The sequence below is a fragment of the Xanthobacter sp. ZOL 2024 genome, from assembly GCF_052932325.1.
Window position 1 is genome coordinate 2,561,461 of record NZ_CM128808.1, and the last position, 20,202, is coordinate 2,581,662.

Annotated in this window: 19 protein-coding genes; 3 read left to right on the forward strand and 16 right to left on the reverse strand. The window is 68.1% G+C overall.

The features are described 5' to 3' along the window. Nucleotides 1-79: 79 nt before the first annotated feature. The 3 genes from ACU4E7_RS11755 to ACU4E7_RS11765 all read right to left on the reverse strand — a co-directional run bounded on the left by ACU4E7_RS11755 (nucleotide 80) and on the right by ACU4E7_RS11765 (nucleotide 4,947). A complete protein-coding gene (locus tag ACU4E7_RS11755; protein ID WP_238119818.1) occupies nucleotides 80-916 on the reverse strand; it encodes a polysaccharide biosynthesis/export family protein in 837 nt (278 codons plus the stop codon). A 424-nt stretch (nucleotides 917-1,340) separates the two neighbouring features. Continuing rightward, nucleotides 1,341-3,464: an exopolysaccharide transport family protein gene (locus tag ACU4E7_RS11760; protein ID WP_447018966.1), complete on the reverse strand. Its 2,124-nt coding sequence runs from the start codon at nucleotides 3,462-3,464 to the stop codon at nucleotides 1,341-1,343. A 187-nt stretch (nucleotides 3,465-3,651) separates the two neighbouring features. After that, a complete protein-coding gene (locus ACU4E7_RS11765) occupies nucleotides 3,652-4,947 on the reverse strand; it encodes an oligosaccharide flippase family protein (protein ID WP_447018967.1) in 1,296 nt (431 codons plus the stop codon). Between the two features lie 316 nt (nucleotides 4,948-5,263). On the opposite strand from ACU4E7_RS11765, the gene ACU4E7_RS11770 reads away from it, so the two are divergent. Then, nucleotides 5,264-5,620 carry a hypothetical protein gene (locus ACU4E7_RS11770; RefSeq protein ID WP_238125001.1) on the forward strand — a complete coding sequence of 119 codons (357 nt, stop codon included), beginning with the start codon at nucleotides 5,264-5,266 and terminating at the stop codon, nucleotides 5,618-5,620. 969 nt (nucleotides 5,621-6,589) lie between these two features. On the opposite strand, the gene ACU4E7_RS11775 is transcribed toward ACU4E7_RS11770, so the two are convergent. The 6 genes from ACU4E7_RS11775 to ACU4E7_RS11800 form a co-directional block, all read right to left on the reverse strand. Next, nucleotides 6,590-6,835, reverse strand: a complete 246-nt coding sequence (locus ACU4E7_RS11775) for a hypothetical protein (protein WP_238119822.1) — start codon at nucleotides 6,833-6,835, stop codon at nucleotides 6,590-6,592. Between the two features lie 207 nt (nucleotides 6,836-7,042). Beyond that, nucleotides 7,043-7,828 carry a succinate dehydrogenase iron-sulfur subunit gene (locus ACU4E7_RS11780; RefSeq protein ID WP_238119823.1) on the reverse strand — a complete coding sequence of 262 codons (786 nt, stop codon included), beginning with the start codon at nucleotides 7,826-7,828 and terminating at the stop codon, nucleotides 7,043-7,045. 93 nt (nucleotides 7,829-7,921) lie between these two features. Beyond that, a complete protein-coding gene (gene sdhA / locus ACU4E7_RS11785) occupies nucleotides 7,922-9,757 on the reverse strand; it encodes a succinate dehydrogenase flavoprotein subunit (RefSeq protein WP_238119824.1) in 1,836 nt (611 codons plus the stop codon). A 3-nt stretch (nucleotides 9,758-9,760) separates the two neighbouring features. Beyond that, on the reverse strand, nucleotides 9,761-10,159 hold the full coding sequence (sdhD, locus tag ACU4E7_RS11790; protein ID WP_238119825.1) for a succinate dehydrogenase, hydrophobic membrane anchor protein: 399 nt from the start codon (nucleotides 10,157-10,159) through the stop codon (nucleotides 9,761-9,763). Between the two features lie 10 nt (nucleotides 10,160-10,169). Continuing rightward, nucleotides 10,170-10,571: a succinate dehydrogenase, cytochrome b556 subunit gene (gene sdhC / locus ACU4E7_RS11795; protein WP_238119826.1), complete on the reverse strand. Its 402-nt coding sequence runs from the start codon at nucleotides 10,569-10,571 to the stop codon at nucleotides 10,170-10,172. A gap of 310 nt (nucleotides 10,572-10,881) precedes the next feature. Further along, entirely contained in the window at nucleotides 10,882-11,571 is a 690-nt protein-coding gene (locus ACU4E7_RS11800; RefSeq protein ID WP_238119827.1) for an OmpW/AlkL family protein, read from the reverse strand. 321 nt (nucleotides 11,572-11,892) lie between these two features. Between ACU4E7_RS11800 and ACU4E7_RS11805 the strand changes: the two genes are divergently transcribed. Then, nucleotides 11,893-13,014, forward strand: a complete 1,122-nt coding sequence (locus ACU4E7_RS11805) for an alpha/beta hydrolase family esterase (protein ID WP_447018968.1) — start codon at nucleotides 11,893-11,895, stop codon at nucleotides 13,012-13,014. Here the strand turns inward: ACU4E7_RS11805 and ACU4E7_RS11810 are convergent. After that, a complete protein-coding gene (locus ACU4E7_RS11810) occupies nucleotides 12,990-14,039 on the reverse strand; it encodes a MaoC family dehydratase (RefSeq protein ID WP_447018969.1) in 1,050 nt (349 codons plus the stop codon). The genes ACU4E7_RS11805 and ACU4E7_RS11810 overlap by 25 nt on opposite strands. A 180-nt stretch (nucleotides 14,040-14,219) precedes the next feature. On the opposite strand from ACU4E7_RS11810, the gene ACU4E7_RS11815 reads away from it, so the two are divergent. Beyond that, a complete protein-coding gene (locus tag ACU4E7_RS11815) occupies nucleotides 14,220-15,119 on the forward strand; it encodes a cation diffusion facilitator family transporter (RefSeq protein WP_238119830.1) in 900 nt (299 codons plus the stop codon). 9 nt (nucleotides 15,120-15,128) lie between these two features. Here ACU4E7_RS11815 and ACU4E7_RS11820 read toward each other — a convergent pair whose 3' ends face one another. The 6 genes from ACU4E7_RS11820 to ACU4E7_RS11845 form a co-directional block, all read right to left on the reverse strand. Beyond that, nucleotides 15,129-15,332, reverse strand: a complete 204-nt coding sequence (locus tag ACU4E7_RS11820) for a DUF1737 domain-containing protein (RefSeq protein WP_238119831.1) — start codon at nucleotides 15,330-15,332, stop codon at nucleotides 15,129-15,131. Between the two features lie 109 nt (nucleotides 15,333-15,441). Beyond that, complete coding sequence (locus ACU4E7_RS11825; RefSeq protein WP_238119832.1) at nucleotides 15,442-16,152, reverse strand: DJ-1/PfpI family protein; 711 nt, start codon at nucleotides 16,150-16,152, stop codon at nucleotides 15,442-15,444. A gap of 4 nt (nucleotides 16,153-16,156) precedes the next feature. Beyond that, entirely contained in the window at nucleotides 16,157-17,035 is an 879-nt protein-coding gene (locus tag ACU4E7_RS11830; RefSeq protein WP_447018970.1) for an HpcH/HpaI aldolase/citrate lyase family protein, read from the reverse strand. Nucleotides 17,036-17,161: 126 nt separating this feature from the next. Then, on the reverse strand, nucleotides 17,162-18,364 hold the full coding sequence (locus ACU4E7_RS11835) for an SGNH/GDSL hydrolase family protein (protein WP_447018971.1): 1,203 nt from the start codon (nucleotides 18,362-18,364) through the stop codon (nucleotides 17,162-17,164). A 517-nt stretch (nucleotides 18,365-18,881) separates the two neighbouring features. After that, complete coding sequence (locus ACU4E7_RS11840; protein WP_238119835.1) at nucleotides 18,882-19,373, reverse strand: F0F1 ATP synthase subunit B family protein; 492 nt, start codon at nucleotides 19,371-19,373, stop codon at nucleotides 18,882-18,884. Nucleotides 19,374-19,518: 145 nt separating this feature from the next. Continuing rightward, nucleotides 19,519-20,160, reverse strand: a complete 642-nt coding sequence (locus ACU4E7_RS11845; protein ID WP_238120290.1) for a F0F1 ATP synthase subunit B — start codon at nucleotides 20,158-20,160, stop codon at nucleotides 19,519-19,521. Nucleotides 20,161-20,202: the final 42 nt, after the last annotated feature.

Consider the following 20,202-nt stretch of genomic DNA (forward strand, 5'->3'; position numbering starts at 1 on the left):
CCCCGGTTCGCACCGTGCGGTTGGCCCTCCGTCTGCGGCGCGCGGCCGGCTCGCACCAGCCGGCGGCGGAATGGCGTCGTCAGGGGAGGACGGACGTGGAGCCGCCGCCATACTGCGTGTAGGTCCCGACGGTATAGCTGAACTGACGCTGGAACGGCACCACCCGGTTGATGAACTGGTCGATCCAGAGGTTGAGCTCGGCGATGTTGGTGCGCGGCACGAAGATGACGTCGCCGGTCATCAGTGGCACGTCGAGATCGGTGGCGCCGGTCTCGATGATCTCGCGCACGTCGATCAGCCGCAGCATCGGCTCGTTGTGCGGGCCGCGGCGGATCAGCGCCACCTGGCCGGTGCGGGCGTTTTCGGAGAAGCCGCCGGCGATCATGATGGCCTGCAGCACGCTGGTGCCCACATTGTCGAGCTTCACCACGCCGGGCTGCTGCACCATGCCGCCCACATAGACCTTCGGCGCGGATGCGCTTTCCAGCGCCACCACCACCTTCTGGTCCACCAGCTCCTTGCGTGAGGCCTTGCGGATATAGTCTTCCACGCCGGCGAGGGTGGAGCCCTCCACCCGGATCTGGCCGATGGCGCGGGGCGCGATGGTGCCATCCGGACTGACGGTGAGGTCCTCGTCCATGTCGCGGGTGATGAAGTACTTCACCTTGAGCTTGTCGCCGGGGCCCACCCGGTAGAGGGCGGGCGCATTGCTCCAGGGCCGGAAGCGATCGGCATTGACCTCGGTGAAGCGGTATTCCTGGCCGGTGGAGAGGGCGGGCGTGTTGGTATCCTGGGAGGTGCCGGTGGTGGTGCAGGCCGCAAGGCCCATCACGCTCACGCCGAGCAGCAGCGCCGTGCGCAGGTCTCGCACCAATTCGCGAGCGGATGTGATCCAACCGCACTTGGGCAAGACCATCGAAGACTCCCAGGGTCACGCGCTAAGAATCAGTTAACGCGCAGCCGGACCAGGGTGCTCAAACCGGAGTCCTCCGGTCAAGCAAACCCGGCAGCGGCGCATCAACCGCAAATCATGGTAAAGGCACGCTAAAGGGTTACGGTTAAGAACTCCTTATGCGCCGCACCCGGTGCCGGCTGCGGGCTCATCCCACCCCGGTGCCGCCCAAGCGCCATCGCGCGCCCCCCGCGGGAACGCTCTCGCCTTGTCTGTCAAATGGTTGTGGTGAGGCGGCCGCCTGCCCGGCAGCCGCAGAGGGCAGGGCCGCGGCCCGCGCCACGACGACCGCACCGCAGCGCGGGGCGGTCGCCTGATCGGCGTCGACATCCTGTGGACAAGCCTTGCCGCCCGGCGATCGGCGCGGGGGCGAAGCGCGGACCGGGGCTCAGGCGATGCGGTAGAGCCAGGACGGCAGGTAGTAGCGGCGGCCGAAGAAGACGAGGCCGAGCAGGGCGCCATCGGCCTCCACCACGCTGTCGCGCAGATGCAGGGCGGCGGGCTTGCGGGTTTCCTCCGCATGCACGGCGAGAATGTTGCCATCGGCCAGCTGGCTGAGTCGCTGGCGGATCAGTGCCGTGCCCTTCAGGTTGGAACAGATGATGATGCACTCGAACTCGGCCTTGAGCTCGCGCAGCATCAGTTCCCCCTCCTGCTCCGGCAGGCGCACGCTGAGCAGGGGCGAATGGGCGGTGTCGTCGGCCATCCACAACAGCGGCGCCGGCGTGGTGGTCACCGCCAGCCCGCCCACCATGCGACCGTGCCCGGTGTGGAGCGGGTAGGGGTTCTCCGAGCACAGGTCCACCAGCAAGGTGCGCCGGCCGCGCTGCACGGCGAATTCCTCGGCCAGCCGCCGGCCGAACCAGGGCAGGGTCTCGTCGGCTTCGGCGGACTGGATGTGGATGGTGCGCAGCGGCCGCCCGTCGACCCGCGTATCGAGCAGCAGGGTCGCGCAGCTGCCGATGGCCTGGTCCACATTCAATCCGGCGTGCTCCTCGGCCCCGGCATCCAGGGTGGCGAGGTTCGGCAGCTCGAGCAGCCGCTCGGCCTCGCTGGGCATGATGAAGGTGGTGCGCAGCACCGAGGCGATGGCGCCCGCCGCCGCGCCGAACAGCAACCCGGCGAACACGCCGCCGGCCAGCAGTGGCAGGGCCAGAGAGCGCTTGGTGACATCGGCGCCGGCCTCCTGCACCAGCCGCACGTTGGATTGGCGGGTGCGGGCGGCGGTTTCCTCGATATTGGCGGCCACGGCGCGCCGCAGATATTCGCGATAGCCCTCGCTGAGGGTGTCGCGCTGGCGGTTGAACTCGATCAGCTGGGTCTCGGCGTCCCGCAGGGTGGCGATGCGCGCTTCGGCCGCCTTCTTCTGCTGCTCCAGCTCGCCGCGCTGCCGATCGATGGAGTCCTTCTCCACCGTGAGGTTCAAGATCAGGTTGTCGACATAGTTGAGCGAGGGATTACGCGAGGCGCGATCGGTATAATAGGGGGTCTCGCCGCGCTGGGTGATGCGCTTGCGCACCGTGTCGATCTTCTTCTGGATCTCCCGCAGCAGCGGGCTGCCGGGCGCGTACTGGGCGGCGAGCCGATCGCGTTCCAACAGCAGCTGGGTCAGGAGATTGCCAGCTTCGTCGCCCTGCAGGGCATCGGTCTTCTCGGAGAAGTCGAACACCGAATCCGGCATGGCCTTGCGCTGGCGCTGGGCCTCGGCCAACTGCGCCGTGAGGGTGGCGTCACGCTCGTCCACCTGGCGGATGCGCTGCACGATATTGTCGAGCTGGTTGGAGGCGAGGATGGCCTCCTGGTTGAAGTCTACCACGCCAACCTTGGCCTTGAGCTTGGCGATGTCTTCATCCACCGAGGTGAGGTCGCGCTTGAAGCGTTCCACCTCGAGCATCAGGATCTTGGCGGTGGGGTTCTCGAACACCTTGCGGCGGGTGGCGAGATAATTCTGCACCAGCGCGTTTGTGGTTTCGACGGCGAGCTCGCGGTCGGGATTGGTGAAGGACACCTCGATGACGTTGGAGCCGGACAGCACCCCGGCTTTCAGATTGCGCCGGAAGCGCTCAATGGCCTGATCCATCACGTCGTTGCTGGAGCTGAGCCAGCGCGACAGGGTGGTGAGCGGACCCGGCGGGAACAGCCGGTCCATGCCGATCTGCTCGATGGTGGTGCGGATGACGTCGGCGCTTTCGATGATCTGCACCTCCGACTCCACCTGCTTGAGGCCCTCCACGGAGAGCACCGCCGGGCCGGAATCGGTGACGCTGCTGGCGGTCGACACCTCGCGGCTGACGATGGCGAGCAGCATGGAGCTGGCGGTGTATTCCGTCTTCATCACCAGCGCCGCCGCAGTGCCGATGACGAGCGGCACCAGCGCTGCCAGCAGCACGACCCGGATGTGGAAGAAGGTGGCGATCAGGAAGTCGCGCAGGGTGAACCCCGGGGTGGCCTCTCGGCTGGACGGAACGAGCGGGACTTCATCCGCCAGGCCGGCCGGTTGCGCCATCGACATGCTTCCCCCTCAGGCCCTTCGTGTCCATGCGCCGACCCGTGCCCGCGCCCCACTGGTGCGGCGTGTGCCGCGATGCGCCAAACCCGCCGGCGCCGGCCCGCATGAGGGCGCCGACGCATGCCGCAGCATCCGTGCCGCAGAATCATGGCGCAGCCCCATTACTTTACGGTTAAGCGAGGGTTGCGCCTCAATAGGCCCGGGGCATCAGCTTCAGCACCGCCAAAGTGGTGCCGATGCCGCCCTGGGCGATGAACAGGGCGGTGGCGATGGCGGCGCCCATCATGCCGAACGGGGGAATGAGCGCGAAGCACAGCACGCAGCAGCTGACCAGCTGCGCGGCATTCAGCCAGCGCAGCACCCGGCCATGGCCAGTCATGGCCAGCATCACATCCTGGGTGGGCAGCAGGCAGTTCACCAATTGCCCGAGCGCCATGATCATCAGCGCCGGTGCCGCCATCTCGAAGCCGGGGCCGATGAGGTGCAGGAGCGGCGTCGGGGCGATCAGCATGATGGCGATGGCCGGTACGCCGCAGGCCGCGATGGCGAGCCGCGCCTTGCGGTTGAGCGCGCGCAGCTGGTCGAAATCACCCACCCGGTGGGCGGCGGCGAACGAGGGCGCGGCGATGGTGGAGATGGCGATGATGACCACCCAGATCAGCACCGTGATGCGGTTGGCCACGCTGAAGGCGCCCACCGCCGAGGCGGCGGCGAAGGCGGCCAGCACCATGGTGGGAATGGAGTTCAGCGCCGCCTGGACATATTCGACGATGGCGAGCGGCCAGGCGGTGCGCCACAGGGCCGGCAGGTTCTCCACATGGCCGCCGGCCGGCGGCGCGGTGTCATGCAGGCGCCGGCGTTCGTGGAGGAGCAGCACCACGCCCCATACGGCGCCCACGAGATTGGCGAAGGCGAACGCATAAAGGATGCCGCTGAGGGAATGAATGCCGACCGCCAGGGCAGCGAAGGTGATGATGGGCCACAGGCCGTTCTGCACGAACTGGCCGGCGACCCCGCGATTGAAACCGGTGAGCGCGTGGGCGGTGAAGATGCACAGGGTCTGCGGCAGAATGGACGCCGCCGAGATCATCAGCGGGACGGTCAGCTCGTGCTCGTGGAACACCAGTGTGGCGAGGGGCTCGGCGAACAGCACGGTCAGCAGGCTGATGAGAATGCCGCCGACGGTGACCCACAAGGCGCCGCCCAGCAGCGCCCGGCGGGCCTCGATGCCCCGGCCCACCGCCAGCTCGGCCGCGATATGGCGCATCACTGCCTTCTCAAACCCGGCGCGGGCGATGGTGGAGCTGGCGCTGACCCAGGTGTTGCACAAGAAGAACAGGCCGGCCTCGAACACACCGAGAATGCGCGCCGCCAGCATGTAGAGGCCGAGCTTGCCGACCACCTCCAATCCCCGCACCACCAGGGCGGCGCCAAAGGCCCAATGGGCCTTGAGCAGGCTCAGGAGGGTGTGACCGGTCAGCTTCATGGGCATATTGGAAGCCTGTGCGGGCTCATGTAGAAGCGCAGGAAGGAGGGGCCCTGGTCATCGCTGTGACCCGGGGATCCGCTTGGATTCACAGGCCGAATGCGCAGGGTGTTCGCGGGACAGCAAGGATACCGCCTTCATGAAGCATGCGCAGCATGCGGCCGCAAGGGCCGCTGGTGAGGTTGCCGCTGGTGAGGTTGCCGCTGGTGAGGTTGCCACGCAGCTGTCGGGGCCGGGCTGGTTTCGGCTGGGCCGGCGACAATGTTCGGCGCCGTGGCGCGGCAGGGGGCTTTGGCGCGCGCTTCCCCTGATGTTGGTGGCCCTCGCAAGCCCCGCCGCCGCGCAGATGGCGATCCAGGATCTCAATGATCTGCCGGGCCAGCGCACCCTCACGCCCATGAACCGCCTGTTGCCGACCGATCCCCATGTGGTGATCCGCGCCTTTCTGCGCGATCGGCTGCCGAGCATGTGGTGGGGCCGCGAGTTCAGCTACAGCCCGGGCCGCATCGCAGCCGAGGTGCACATTCCCACCGGCTGGCAGGGCAACCCCACCTCCGCCATGATGAATCTCTGCCCGCCGCCCAACGACAATTTGTGGCGCATCTTCCGTGAGATCGAGCTCAAGCCCTATTACGACAAGAAGTTGTGGCCGAGCTACACCTGTCGCGGCTGAGCGCGCGCTCAAGGACGCGGCCGGCAGTTGCCCCGCTCGCCGTGCGGCTATCATCGTCGCAGCGTGACGGGACACCTGTCGTGTGGGCTCCCGGGCAAAGGCTCTTGCGCGACAGATGGCGCCCGGCGCGGAGGGCCCGCCGTGTTGGAAGGGCCAGGGGCCCTCCGCTTGGCTGCGAACACGGGACGATTCCCGCCAAAGCGTGCGAGGGGGGCATCGGGCGAGCCGTGAGCCGCGCCGCAAGATCTCATCCGGCAAGATCCCACTCGGCAAGATCCCACTCGGCAAGAACCCACTCGGCCACACCTCACTCAGTCACACCTCACTCGCACGGCATGAGCGCGCGGACTCTGCGCCGACGGACGGAGCCAGATGTCGCTGCCGCCTTTGGAGGCGGATGCGTAGGGTGGCGGGGCGGGCAGGCCGGGGGAAGGGGAAGTGTCCACATCGCGACGGGGCGCAGGGGGCTACCACAGGCCCGTGGAGCCGCATGCGGGGTGTGGGGCCGGCACAGCCGTGCGCGGGTACCCAGGCCCGAGTTCGGACCGCAGGCCAGAGCCGACGACCGGCGCCGGAACTCGGTCCTCGGCGGGATCACCCATTCTGGCGCTGCAGCGCCTTTCACTGTGGGCGCTCCGAAGGATGCCGAGACCGCGACCCGAGGCCTGCGTCAGCCGGTGTGGCCGGCCGTTGGGACCGGCTGTGCCGGTGCTGCGGGATGCCGGGGAAGATGCGTGTGCTGGACAGCCCATCAGCGCCATAGACCCCGCCAAGAGAATTCACGGCAGGGAGAATTCACGGCAGGGAGAATTCTCAGCAGGAAACGGCTCGGCTGTCGTGGCAGCGAAAGCCATCACACTGCACGTCGGCGCCTCGCGTGAGCGACGCCCGTGCAGTCACCGGCACGGCATTCCGCCACTTAACCCGATCACGTCGCCCGCGGCGGACAAGGGCGCTGCGGCGACAGCCTCAGGCGACGAACTGATCGCCGAGCGAGCGATGGGCCGGCTCCGCCTGGGCCACCTGGCGGCGGCTGGCGTGATCGAATCCGATGACCAGGGCAGTGATGGCGAAAGCGAAGAAGATCAGCGTGCTGGCGGTGCTGAAGATCAGCAGCATGCCGGCCGCCAACTCAAAGCTGCCTTCCGGATATTTCAGCAGCAGCGGCACCAGGGCGGCGATGGCCACGGCGAAAATGATGAGACGACGAAACATCGCACTTCCCCTGTGCGGCCGGAAGCATCCCCCAGCGGAAGAACCGTTACTGTCCTTTTTACCATGCGCCGGGAATTCCGCAAGCTGTCAGCTGCGGCGCCACAACGCCCGCGCGCAGCACCGCCCGGCTGCGGTGGGAGCGGGGCGCGAAAAACAAAAGGCGCGGACCGGGGCCCGCGCCTTGAAATGCTCTACTGGCCTGCGCGCTCAGATGCGGCGTTCCACCATCATCTTCTTCACTTCGGCAATGGCCTTGGCCGGGTTCAGGCTCTTCGGGCACGCCTGGGCGCAGTTCATGATGGTGTGGCAGCGATAGAGCCGGAAGGGATCTTCCAGATTGTCGAGCCGGGCGCCGGTGCGCTCGTCGCGGCTGTCCTTCAGCCACCGGGTGGCCTGCAGCAGGGCCGCCGGGCCGAGATAACGGTCGCCATTCCACCAATAGCTGGGGCAGGAGGTGGAGCAGCAGGCGCACAGGATGCACTCATAGAGGCCGTCAAGCTTCTCGCGGTCATCCTTCGACTGGCGCCACTCCTTCTCGGGGGCGGCGCTGTCGGTCTGCAGCCAGGGCTCGATGGAGGCGTGCTGCGCATAGAAACGGGTGAGGTCGGGCACAAGGTCCTTCACCACCGGCATATGCGGCAGCGGGTAGACGTTGATGATGCCCTTCACCAGCACCTCGTCCATGCCCTTGGTGCAGGCCAGGGTGTTGGTGCCGCCGATGTTCATGGCGCACGAGCCGCACACGCCTTCACGGCAGGAGCGCCGGAAGGTCAGGGTCGGGTCGATCTTGTTCTTGATGTAGATGAGGCCATCGAGAACCATGGGGCCGCAATCGTCGCGGTCCACATAATAGGTGTCGATGCGCGGGTTGCGCCCATCGTCCGGGTTCCAGCGATAGATGCGGAACTCGGTCACCTTCTTGGCATTGGCGGGCTTCGGCCACACCTTGCCCGGCGTCATCTGGGAGTTCTTGGGAAGGGTGAGCTCAACCATGGGAGGTCCTGGATCGCTGGAGCGGGAGCCGCCCGCAGGAATTCTGGCCATGGCCGCGCGCTCCGATGCCGGGGCGCGCGGTCGAGAAATGGATCAGTACACGCGCTTCTTGGGCTCGATGTACTGGATGTCGCTGGACAGCGTGTAGGTGTGCACGGGACGATCGTCGAGCCGCACCGCGCCGGTCTTGGTGTCCAGATAGGCGAGGGTGTGCTTCATCCAGTTCACGTCGTCGCGATCCGGGAAGTCCTCGCGGGCGTGGGCGCCACGGCTTTCCTTGCGGTTGGCCGCGCTTTCCATGGTGACCACCGCCTGGCCGATGAGGTTGTCGAACTCCATGGTCTCCATGAGGTCGGAGTTCCACACCAGGCCGCGGTCGGTCACGCCGATGTCGCTCGCGTGGTCGAACACCTCGTGGATGAGGGTCTTGCCTTCTTCCAGAACCTCGCCGGTGCGGAACACGGCGCAATTGTTCTGCATCACCTTCTGCATGCTGAGGCGCAGCTCGGCGGTGGGGGTGCCGCCCTTGGCGTAGCGGAACTTGTCGAGCCGCGACAGGGCGAGCTCGGCGCTGTCCGCCGGCAGGGGGGTATGCTTCTCACCGGGCTTCACCAGCTCGGCGGCGCGCAGGCCAGCGGCGCGGCCGAACACCACGAGGTCGATCAGCGAGTTGGAGCCGAGACGGTTGGCGCCGTGCACCGACACGCAGGCCGCTTCGCCGATGGCCATCAGGCCGGGCACCACCTTGTCCGGATCGCCGCCGCGCTTGTCCAGCACCTCACCGTAATAGTTCGTGGGGATGCCGCCCATGTTGTAGTGCACGGTCGGGATGATCGGGATCGGCTCGCGGGTCACGTCCACGCCGGCGAAGATCTTCGCGCTCTCCGAGATGCCGGGCAGACGCTCGTGGAGGATGGCGGGGTCGAGATGGTCGAGGTGCAGGAAGGCGTGGTCCTTGTTCTTGCCCACGCCCCGGCCTTCGCGGATTTCCATGGTGATGGAGCGCGAGACCACGTCGCGGGAGGCAAGGTCCTTGGCCGAGGGGGCATAGCGCTCCATGAAGCGCTCGCCTTCGGAGTTGGTCAGGTAGCCGCCTTCGCCGCGGGCGCCCTCGGTGATGAGGCAGCCCGAGCCATAGATGCCGGTGGGGTGGAACTGCACGAATTCCATGTCCTGCAGGGGCAGGCCGGCGCGCAGCACCATGCCGCCGCCGTCGCCGGTGCAGGTATGGGCCGAGGTCGCAGAGAAATAGGCGCGGCCATAGCCGCCGGTGGCGAGTACGGTGAGGTGCGCGCGGAAGCGGTGCAGAGTGCCGTCGTCCAGCTTGAGGGCCACCACGCCGCGGCACTTGCCATCCTCATCCATGATGAGGTCGATGGCGAAGTATTCAACGAAGAACTCGGCCTTGTGCTTCAGCGCCGCGCCATAGAGCGTGTGCAGCATGGCATGGCCGGTACGGTCGGCGGCGGCGCAGGTGCGCTGGGCGGTGCCCTGGCCGAAATGGGTGGTCATGCCGCCGAACGGGCGCTGGTAGATCTTGCCGTCCTCGGTGCGGGAGAAGGGCACGCCCCAATGCTCCAGCTCGTAGACGGCGGCCGGCGCGTTGCGCACGAGGTACTCGATGGCGTCCTGGTCGCCCAGCCAGTCCGACCCCTTGACGGTGTCGTACATGTGCCATTCCCACTTGTCCTCGCCCATGTTGCCGAGGGACGCGGCGACGCCACCCTGGGCGGCGACGGTGTGGGAGCGGGTGGGGAACACCTTGGTGATGCAGGCGGTGCGCAGGCCGGCTTCGGAACAGCCCACCACGGCCCGCAGGCCGGCGCCGCCGGCGCCCACCACCAGCACGTCATAGGTGTGGTCTTCGATCGGATAGGCGGCGCCCAGCTTCGAGGGCGCGGCGGCTCCGTTGGTTGCGGTATCGGCCATGTGTCAGCCTCCCAGGCTGATCTTGAGCACGGCGAAGGCGCCGGCGAGAGCGATCGCGGTCGTGAAGAAGGTGTTGCCGATGATCAGCAGCACCTTCAGGCCTTCGGTGTGCACGTAGTCCTCGATGACCACCTGCATGCCGAGGCGCATGTGGGTACACACCGAGAGCAGGGTGAGGAGAATGATGATCGCCACCAGCGGCTGGCCGAGCACCGCGCGGGCTTCCGCGTAGCCGGCGCCGGCGAGGCGGATGACGATGCAGATGAAGGCGATCATCAGCAGCAGGTTGGCGAGGGCCGTGACCCGCTGCAGAAAGAAATGCTCGGTGCCGGACCGGGAGGCGCCGAGGCCGCGCACGCGGCCCAGGGGAGTGCGCATGGGGGTGTGAGTGGAATCGCTCATGGCAGTGTCCTCAGGCCTTCAGCGCGAGGCCGATGGCCCACAGCACGATGGTGAGCACCACGGAGCCGGCCAGCGTCGCCTTGGCGAGCAGCACGCGCTCATTGGGCCCGAAGCCGTGGATGAAATCCCAGAGAAAATGGCGGATGCCGCCCAGGGCGTGATGCAGCAGGGCCCAGGTCAGGCCGAACAACACCAGCATGCCGATGAACGAGCCGGCCAGCCAGCTGAAGGTGGCATAGGCGGATGCCGTGGAGGCGGCGGCCAGCAACCACCACACGAAAAGCACCATGCCGAAATACAGCCCGATGCCCGTGATGCGGTGCACGATGGACATCATCATCGTGAACAGGGGGCGGTAGATCTGCAGGTGAGGCGAAAGGGGGCGCGCGACGCGCGAAGGACTATCGGCCATGGGCCTCCTCCAAAAATTGACCGATCAGGTATCCCAATCGTGGCCTGTTCGCAACGATTCCAAAGCGGAAAAGCGTCGGTTTAATGCGCCTGGCACCGATGTTCGGCAATTCACACTAGGTCGCATGGGCCCTTAGGGCTTGATTCCACTCTACTGCCGGCCGCGGGGGAATGGTGCGCAGCATCATGGCCGCTCGCCGCTTTTTTTGCATGACGCAGCGTCATATTGTTGGGTGGCGTGGCCGGGTGCACAAAAACGAACGGCGCCGACCAGGGGTCGGCGCCGCGCGCATCATGAAAGGCAGGTGGGATCAGAAGCGGTAGGTGACACCGGCGCCGATCAGCCAGGGATTGAGGTCGGCCGAGCCGCTGACCGCGCCGACGCCCGACACGGTGGCATCGAAGGACGGCTCGAGGAAGATCTTCTTCACGTCGACGTTGATACCCCAGTGGCGGTCGAACATGTAGTCGAAGCCGGCCTGCAGGGCGAAGCCCCAGGCGTTCTTCACCGAAAGGTCGGTGGTCGGCAGGTCCGCGCTCTGGCTGTAGAAGATGGTGTAGTTCACACCGGCGCCGATATACGGCTTGAAGGCGCCGAAGTTGGTGAAGTGATACTGCAGGGTCAGCGTGGGGGGCAGGATCCAGGTGGAGCCGATCTTGCCGAGGCCGTTGATGGTGCCCGCGCCATAGACGTTGGACTTGGTGGTGCCCAGGATGAGCTCGGCCGCGAAATTCTCCGTGAAGAAGTAGGAGATGTCGAGTTCGGGCGTGATCGAGTTCGAATAGTTGAGGTCCGAACCCATGATGCCGTTCACCGAGCCGCCATCGGTGGGCAGCACGCCGAGGGCGCGCACGCGGATCATCCAGGGGCTGAGGGGAGCTTCCACCGGCGCCTTGTAGGCCGCCTTGTAGCTCTCGGAGAGGTCGGCCGCGACCGCTTCACCGGCCACCAGTGCGCCAAGCCCCGCCGCCAGCGCCACGCCCAAACCGAACTTCTTCATGCCCCGAACTCCCGAACCTGTGATGTGTCTGCGGCAAGACATCGGCCCGCCGCGGAGGAATGCGTTTGATCTGAATCAAGCGTTAATCGGATCATGCCCGATCTGTGGCGTGCGTGCCACAGCGCTGCCGTCGCCCCGCCTTATTCTGCAGCACAGGCTAACGATGGTCGTTCGATGCGGGCGGACGCTGCATTTTTCCCGTCAGATCAAGGACATTAGAACGATATGAAGGTGGGTTTGACGGGCGCCGGACTCGACATTCGAGGGAGCAGTCGGCGCGGTGCGCCGCACCTTTCTCGCCGATTGTGGCGTGCAAGCCACATGGTGTTCGCCCTTTGGCTGATGGCCCTGGGGACAAGTGGCGCGCAGGCGCTGGAACTCACCCGGGGCCGCCTGATGGTGGGGGGCGAGGCGCGGACCTATCTGCTGCTGCGGCCGGAGGGGAGCAGCGGGCCGTTGCCGGTGGTGATCGCGCTGCATGGCGCGGCGCAGAGCGCCCAAGGCTTCCGGGATTATTTCGGTCTCGATGCCGCCGCCGCGGCCCACGGCTTCGTCGCCGTCTACCCGCAGGGGGAGGGGCGCGTGTGGAACGACAGCCGGCCGGCGGCCATGCGGCTGAAGGCGGTGCTGCGCCCCGGCGATGACGTGGCGTTCCTGGTGGCGCTGGTGCACCGGCTGGTGGCCGAGGGCATCGCAGATCCCGCGCGACTCTATCTCACCGGCATTTCCAACGGCGGCTTCATGGTGGAGCGCATGGCCTGCGAGCAGGCGCAGCTGTTCGCCGCCTTCTCCGTCATCATGGCCACGGCGCCGGCCAATGCGCGGGAAGAGTGCCGGCCGAGCCGGGCGGTGCCGATTCTCTTCATCCATGGCACGGCCGATGCGGTCATTGCCTACAGCGGCTTCTGGACCCCCATGGGCGCCACCCTTTCGGCGCCTGACAGCGCCGCGCTGTTCGCCCGGCTCAATGACTGTGGCCCGGCATCGACCCGCAATCTGCCCGATCTTGATCCTCTCGACGGCACCTCCGTGACCGAGCGGAGCTGGGACAGTTGCCGCGATGGCAGCGTGGTGCGGCTGCTCAGCGTCGAGCGCGGCGGCCACCAGTCCCCGGCCCGGGTGGAGACCAAGCCGGATCTCGCCACCCCATTCCTTGGGCTGCGCAACCACGACATCGACGCGGGCGAGGAAGTGTGGGCGTTCATGTCCGCCTTTGCCCTCGCCGCGCCGGTCCTGTCCGGGCCGGCGGGCGTCGCCCCGGCCGCCGGCCCGATGGGCGGCCAGCTTCCGGCCCAGGCGAACGGTGGCCTCTCGGGTCGGGGGGTGGTGCCGCTGCCGGTCCCCTCGCCGCTGCGGGCGCGAGCAGCGCCGCCCGCCGGGCAGCGCTCCTCCCTCGATCGCGAGGGCGGGCCGTGGGGTCAGCGGGGAATCAGCACCCAGTAATCGAGGTCGAGAATGACGCTCGGGTCGTAGGTGTCGCCCGCCTTGAAGGGGAAGTCGTCGGTCGGGCGGTCCTTGGTGGCGATGGTGCGCACCCGCAAGGCGCCAACATCGTCGCGGCCGGGCAGGGGCTGAGCATCGAGGATCTCGCTCCAGGCGAACACGGTGAGGCCGGCGAACAGCGGCGCCACATGGCGTCCGCCATTGATGGCGGCCACATGGAACGCGTTGGCGAGGCCGTTGAACGACAGAGCCCGCGCCAGCGAGATCACATGCCCGCCGTAGATGAGCCGGCGGCCGAAACGGCCTTGGCCCTCGGTGAACTGGTTGAAATGCACCTTGGCCGTGTTCTGGTAGAGGCGGGTGGCGAGCATGTGCTCGGCCTCTTCCACGGTCATGCCGTCCACGTGGTCGATGCGCTCGCCCACCTCATAATCCCCGAACCGGGCGGAGGAGCCGGACAGATCATCGCGCCAGCCCTCCAGGTCCAGCACCGGCACGGCACTGCCGAGGGCGTCCGGGGCGAGGGCGGCGGGCAGCTTGGGCACCACGGCTTCCGGCGCGGGGGCCGCGGGGTCGGCCTTGCGCACCATCACCCAGCGCACATAGTCCAGCACTTCCACGCCGTCCTGGTTGAAGCCCGTGGAGCGCACATAGACGACGCCGCTCTGGCCGTTGGAATTCTCCTTGAGGCCGATCACCTCGGAAACGGCGGTGAGCGAATCGCCGGGGAACACGGGAGCGAGGAAGCGCCCGCCCGCATAGCCGAGGTTGGCCACGGCGTTCAGTGAGATGTCGGGCACGGTCTTGCCGAACACCACATGGAAGGTGAGCAGATCGTCGATGGGGGCGCGGGGATAGCCGAGGGCCTGGGCGAAGCTGTCGGCGGACTGAACCGCGAAGCGGGTGCCGTAAAGGGCGCTGTAGAGGCTCGCATCACCCACCGTCACCGTGCGCGGCGTGGCGTGGCGGATCACCTGGCCGATGGTGAAATCCTCGAAGAAATTGCCCTTGTTGGTCTTGCTCATCGCTCTCCCCCACGGTGGTGTCGCATGTTGGCAGAGGGAGCGCGCGGCTGGCAACCGGGCGGGCCAACCAGCAATGCGGGTATCCCAAGGCTTTTCGCGCTGCGGCAATACCCGCTGAGGATGCTTGACGTCACGGCGTCGGCCGGTGCTCATGGCACGCGGGCAATGGGGGGAAATGCGGTGTCCCAGTCGGAAAGCCAGAAGCTCTCGTTTCAGGCCATGGTCTTCACGGCCTGCCTGTTTCCATTCTACATCCTGGCCGCGACGCTCACCAATTCGGCGGCGATCCTCACCGACCTTCTGGCCACGTCGTTCGATCTGACGGCGCTGACCGCCTGCTGGCTGGTGCTGCGGCTGGCCCACGGGGCGAACACCGGCAAATACGCCTATGGCCTGGGCAAGCTCGAAAACCTGGCCGAGCTGATGATCGCCGTGCTGCAGAGCGTGCTGGTCATCATCGCCGGCACGCGGGCCATTTCCCGCATCATTCAGCCCGAGGGCGTGAGCGGGGCGGAACTGGGCCTGTTCGTCACCGCCGCGGCGGTGATCGGCAACGTCATCCTCAATCGCAAGGCGCTGCGGCTGGCGGCGGAGACCCGCTCGCCGGTGCTGGCGGCGCAGGCGCGGGTGCATCTGGTCTCGGCCATTTCCTCGGGCGCGGTGTTCATCGTTACCGTCGTCACCTCGATTTTCAACGATGTCTATTGGATCTTCTATCTCGATCCCATGGCGTCGTTCGTGGTGATCGGCTTCATGATCTACAACATCCTGGCCATGCTCTCGAATTCCGTCGCCTCCCTGCTCGATCAGGCGATCGACGAGGCCGGCCAGCTGCGCATCCTGCGGGTGCTCACCTCCCATTTCGACGATTTCGCCGAGCTGGGCGAGATCCGCACCCGACAGTTCGGGGGCAAGATGTTCGTGGAACTGCACCTCGGCTTCGAGGATGGCTGGACCATGGCCCACACCCGCGGCGTCGTCGCCGAGCTGGTGGAGGCGGTGCGCAAGGAGTTCGCGGCGGCCGGCGACGATGTGGAGGTGGCGGTGGTGCTCATCCCGGGCACCGGCGCCGCGGTGTGATCGCCCGGCTCAATAGTCGGACAGCTTCACATCCTCGCTCCACTCGCCCGGCACGTCCTTGACCAATGCCTGCCCGCAGATGACCCGGCCCTTGACGGGGTCGAAGGTGAGGGTGGGGGCGCCATGCAGCTGCCAGCCCTTGTTGAGGGCCGCGGTGACGCGGTTGCAGAACGAGGTGTCGTCGGGACCGGTGAGGTAGCGATAGAGCTTCATGGACGAGCGGGCTCAGCGTTTCGATGGCGCGCCCCGTGGGCGCCTGGCCACCCGACCATAGAGCATTTCCCCGCCGCTGGGCATGGCGCAGGCGCACCGCCCCGCCTCGTCACGCGGGGGTGGCGGCGTCCCCATCCGGCGGCGTGATGCCGAGCCGGGCGCCGGCGGCGCGGGCGGCGGCAATGCGGCGCGCCTGGAACGGGGCCGTGCGCGCGCGCACCTCGTCCACCAGGCGCGCATCGGTGGTGGCGGGCGGAAAGGGTGGATCGGGATCGTATTCGAGCGCCAGGGCGATGCGCCGGGCCTCGTCCTCTCCGGCGAGCTGCCCCGCCAGGGCAAGACCGAAATCGATGCCGGAGGTGACTCCCGCGCCAGTGATGCGATTGCGGTCCACCACCACCCGTTCCGCCACCGGCACGGCGCCCAGCAGGGCCAGCTGCGGCAGGGAGAGCCAGTGGCAGGTTGCGCGGTAGCCCTTCAGCAGGCCGGCCGTGCCCAGCAGCAGCGAGCCGGTGCACACCGAGGTGATGAGGCGGGCCTCCTGCGCCATGCGACGCAGGAAGTCGATCGTCTCCACATCCTCCATCAGGTCGAGCTGGCCGGGGCCGCCGGGCACGAACAGAAGATCGCAACCGGCGAGCCCGCCGAACGCGGCGGTGGGCATGATCTTGAGGCCGGAGGCATCCTCCACCGGCTTGCGCCACTTCTTCCAGGCAAGCTCGATCTGGACATCCGGCAGCCGCGAGAGCACCTCGAAGGGGCCGGTGAGATCGAGCTGGGTCAGGCCCGGATAGAGCAACATGACCACACGCAGCGTCATGGCATCAGCCCCGGGCGGCGATGGCGTCGGCCACGGCGACGGTGCGCTTGGCCATGTCCGCGTGCAGCAGCTCCACCATCCGTCCGTCGAGGGTGATGACGCCCTTGCCGGCATTCTCCGGCAGCGCGAAGGCGGCGATGATGGCGCGGGCGCGGGCCACCTCCGCCTCCGGCGGAGAGAAGGCGCGGTTGCACGGCTCGATCTGGCTCGGATGAATGAGGGTCTTGCCATCCATGCCGAACTGCGCGCCCTGCAGGCATTCCGCGTCGAAACCCTCGGTGTCCTGATAGGCGTTCCACACGCCATCCAGCACCTCCACGCCATAGGCGCGGGCGGCGGCGACCACCAGGGTCAGCCAGGCCACCATGGGCGCGCGGCCGGGCAGCAGCGCCGCGCGGGTTTCCTTGGCCAGGTCGTTGGTGCCCAGCACGAACACCGAAAGGCGGGTGACCGGGTCCTTGGCCGCGGCGGCGATGGCCTTGATGTCGAGGATGGCGAGCGGCGTTTCGATCATCGCCCACACCCGGGTGGCCGGCGAAACACCCAGCGCCTCCAGCCGGCGGCCCACGGTCACCAGCTGCTCCACGCTCTGCACCTTCGGCAGCAGAATGGCATCGGGCGCGGCGCCGGCGGCGGCATCCAGATCATCGGAGCCCCAGGGGGTGTCGAGGCCGTTGATGCGGATGACCACCTCGCGGGGGCCGAAGCCACCGGCCTTCACCGTCTCCACGATGCGGCCGCGCGCTTCCACCTTGGCGTCGGGCGCCACCGCGTCCTCCAGGTCGAGAATCACGCCGTCGGCCGGCAGGGTCCGCGCCTTCTCGAGGGCGCGGGCGTTGGAACCCGGCATGTAGAGAACGCTGCGGCGCGGGCGAATGCTCATGGAAAACTCCCCTAATGTCCCGAGCGGAACTTAAGGCGTCGGCGCCGTCGCGGGAAGCGCGACTGTGGGCGGAGGGGGAGGCGGTCGGCGCACCGCCACGCGGCAGAGTGTCTCGACGCGCGGACGTCAATTGGCGGCCGGCGCTTCCAGGCCGGGGGGCGGCCAGGAAAAGTCATCGGTGCGGCCGCGCAGGGCCGGGGGCGGCACGCCTTGCCGCAGCGCCTCGGTGGCGGCCCGCGCGGGGTCGGCGGAGAGGCTCGCCGGTTCCGGCTTCAGGTCCTTGTCGCGCATCGGTCCGCCAATCAGGGTGAGGGGGGCACGCGCGCCCTCCACCGAGGTGCTGGGCTTGGCGGGGTCCTCCAGCAGGCGGTTCAGGTCTTTCTCCACGAAGAACGCCAGCTTGCGCCCGCCGGCCCGCGTAAAGCGGATGCCGTCATTGTAGCGCAGGCGGCGGCGTTGGCCGTCCACCGCCGGCCCGGTGGCCAGATACTTGCCGTCCTCATCCACGAAGCCATCCCAGACATTCACGAATGGCAGTCCGGCGCGCGCCGCGCGGGCGCGCAGGATCTCGTTGAGACGGGCATAGTCTTCCGAAACGCCGGTGTTCGAGACCGGCGCGAGGCCCACCACGATCACCCGGCCCGCCTTCTCCCGCAGTGCGGCAAGCACGTCGTCCACGCGCCGGCTGTAGGCCTCGGTCCAGCGGTCGGTCAGCGGCTCCAGCACGAGGCCGTTCTCGGTGATGGGCTTCAGGTCCTCGGCGCCGAGGCCGAGCACGGTCACATTCGGTCGCCCGGAGGCGATGGCGCCGGGCGCCTTACTGATCCAATCCACCGGCGGGGCCAGGAACCCACTGTCGTCCACGGTGTATTCGACGATGGCGACACGGTCCCGCTCGGGCAGATAGGCGTCCGCCAGGCCCTGGGCCAGCTGCCCGGCCATGCGATCGCCGAGCACCAGCACGAATTGCGACGGCGGCTGGCGCCGCCCGCGGCTGGCCGCTTCGGCGCTGGGATAGACCGTGCCTTCCGGTTCGGCGGGCTTGCGGGCGACGGGTGGGGCCGGGGCGGCCGGCGGCGGAGCTGCGCGCCGGGGCTGCGCGGGCTGGAAGATATTGCCCGGCCACCAGCCGTTGTTCCGCTCCCTGGGGGCCTGGGGAACCGAGGCGGGCGGGCGCAGGAAGAAGAAGAAATCGTCCTGCGCCGCCGCTGGCCCCGCACCGGGCAGGCCCAGGGCCACGGCCGCGAGCAGCAGCCCGGCCGCGACCCTCCGCTTGGCGCCATGGCCGATGCACGCGAGGGAGCGAAAGATGGCGGGAGCCGAGATCATGCGCCAGCATTGCGCTGGCCTGCCCCGGATTTCAAGGCCCCGCCGCGGGGGGCAGTGTCTCCCCGCCGTCACCATCGCCGGTGCACGCTTCCGCGCTGGCGCCGATTGGCGCTGCCGGCGGCGGGATGCCGTGCGGCGTGCTGTGCGGCTCTTCGTCGAAGGGGTGACCCTGCGGGCGCGCGGACGCTCGGACCGATGCGGCGTCCGTGAGCGCTCCCATTGTTCATCGGGCGGGCAAGCCGCTGCGTGAGCGGCGCGAGGGGCGGGGCCACCGGCCGTCGCGGCGCGGGCCGCGCATCCGCTCCAACGGGGCAACGGCGCGGCGAAGTGCCGGCTCCGCAGTCAATGCCTCCGTCTTGGACCGCTGCTGGCGCTATGTGGCGGGAGCCGACACACGCGCAGGGGTGGGCCGATAGGGCGGACGCTCCGGAGCAGCCGGCGTAGTGGAGGAGGAGCCGGCCGTTCAGGCGCAAAAAAAGCCGCCCTCCCGGGCGGCTTTGATGGGCGTCCGTCCGGCTCAGTTGAGCTTGGACTTCACTTCCGAAATGGCGCCGGTGATCAGCCGGTCAGCCACGCTGCCGACAGCGGCGGCGCCGAGCAGGCCTTCCGCGGCGCGGGCGGCGGCGTCGGCGGCAATCGCCTTGACGTCGTCGATGGCCTGCTTCTCAGCCTGGGCGATCTTCTCTTCCGCCATCTTGGTGCGGCGGGCGACGAAATCTTCCATCTTGGTCTTGGCTTCGGCGGCCAGCCGCTCGGCCTCGGCCTTGGCCGCGGTGACGATGGATTCGGCTTCCGCCTCGGCCTCGCGCTGTTTGCGCTTGAATTCGGCGACCAGCTTCTGCGCCTCTTCCTTCAGCCGGCGCGCCTCTTCCAGCTCGGCGGCGATCCGCGAGCCGCGCTTGTCGAGGGCGGAGGTGATGGCGCGATGGGCGCCGGCGTAGAGCAGAATGCCCACGAATACCAGGAAGGCGATGGCGACCCAGAGTTCCGCCAGTTCCATCTCGCTCATGACACGGTCCTCAGATCCGTCGGCCCGCCGGCCCCGGGTGGCGAGGCGGGAGGCAATCTATGGGTCATCCCGGTGGGCGCTGCGCGCGGCGCCCGGGGGCTGAACAGGGCCGCCGAACCATCGGCGGTGTGGGCGGACGCTGCGCTCAGGCGGCATCCTTGGCGGTCAGCGCCGCGTCCACCGCGCGCTCCACGTCGGCGGAGGCCGGGGTGGAGCCGATGAGCGTGTTGACGATCGCCTGCGTGGTATCCACCGCAATGCCGCGCACGTGGCTCATGGCATCGCTCTTGGTGCTGGCGATGCGCTGCTCGGCGGCGGTCAGCTTCGCGGCGAGATCCGCCTCGAGCGACTTGCGGTTGGTGTCGGAATCGGCGGCCAACCGGTCGCGGGTTTCGCCGGCGATGGTGTTGGCCTTGGTGCGCGCCTCGTTGAGTGCCTTCTCATAGGCGGCCTGAGCGGCTTCGCTCTCGGTGCGGTGCTTCACCGCTTCCTCGAGGTCGTCGGCGATGCGGTCGTGGCGTTCTTCCAGGATGCGGCCGATGCGCGGCAGCGCCACGCGGCTCATCAGCAGGTAGAGCAGGCCGAAGGAGATGGCCAGCCACAAAAGCTGGGAGGGGAAGGTGGTGGCGTCGAACGGCGGAAACGTCACCGCATGCTCGTCCACCACATTCTCGTGGCCACCGGCGACGGCATGGCCGCCGGGGGCAGTTTGCGCGGGCGCCGCCTCGGCCACGCGGACCGGCTCGGCATATGCCGCCTTCGGTGCGACGGCGAGCGGCGCAGCCAGGAGGCACACGCCCGTCACCGCCAACGCGACAGAAAACTTCCA